This is a genomic window from Streptococcus oralis (assembly GCF_004127215.1).
Lineage (GTDB): Bacteria > Bacillota > Bacilli > Lactobacillales > Streptococcaceae > Streptococcus > Streptococcus oralis_BD.
On record NZ_QEWJ01000032.1, the window covers coordinates 1 to 749 of the forward strand.

Genomic DNA, 749 nt, shown 5'->3' on the forward strand with positions numbered 1-749 from the left:
GTAGACGTGAGAACAAATTCCTTATTGTTTTCATCCAAGGCAGTGAAACGGATGGTCTCTCCCTGTTTAAGGCTAGAGACATCTTTTGAAGTCACATAAGTTGTGATGGTTACCTTCTTTTCTGTCGTCAAAACAGGATATAACTGAGCCAAGACCTTGCCTTCGGGAACCAAATTAGCCCCAGCAGTTTCAGGATTCAGGTGGAGAACCCCGTCTTCCATCGCTGTAATGGCCCCTTTTTGTGTGATTCCTCCCTGTACTTTGAGATTATTTTCAACCTCTAAAAGCTTTTGATTTAGGGCGGTCAACTCTTGTCCGACTTTTGCCAACTGTTGAGCTTTCAAGGACTCAAGCTGACTATCCAAACTACCAGAGTAGGCCTGTTGCGCACCTGAACCCGCATATTGAACCCGATAACTGGCCAGAGCGGATTCAAATTGGGCAATCTGGCTGTCAATCTGTGCAATGACTTGACTCTTGAGCTGTCCTTGACTATCAGAAGCAGCCTGCGCCGCATAGGATTGATAAATACTATAGCCAGCGTTGCTTGAAGGAACACTGGTTCCATTTTGAATGGCATTTTTCAATGTTTGATAGTCCGACAATTTGGCATTGGTTTCCTCGATGAGATTTCCAAGTTCAGCTTGTGAACTGCTGGCAGCTGAATTTTGAGAGGCAATATTGGAATTCTGTTGTTCCGTATTACTACGGATGCTGGCAGCTTGGTTTTTATAGTCATTAAAGACCTG

The 749-nt window shown here is 44.3% G+C and carries 1 pseudogene; it reads right to left on the bottom strand.

The window, feature by feature from the left end:
• Positions 1-749, bottom strand: a pseudogene (locus tag DF216_RS10340) (competence protein ComB); the annotation flags it as partial.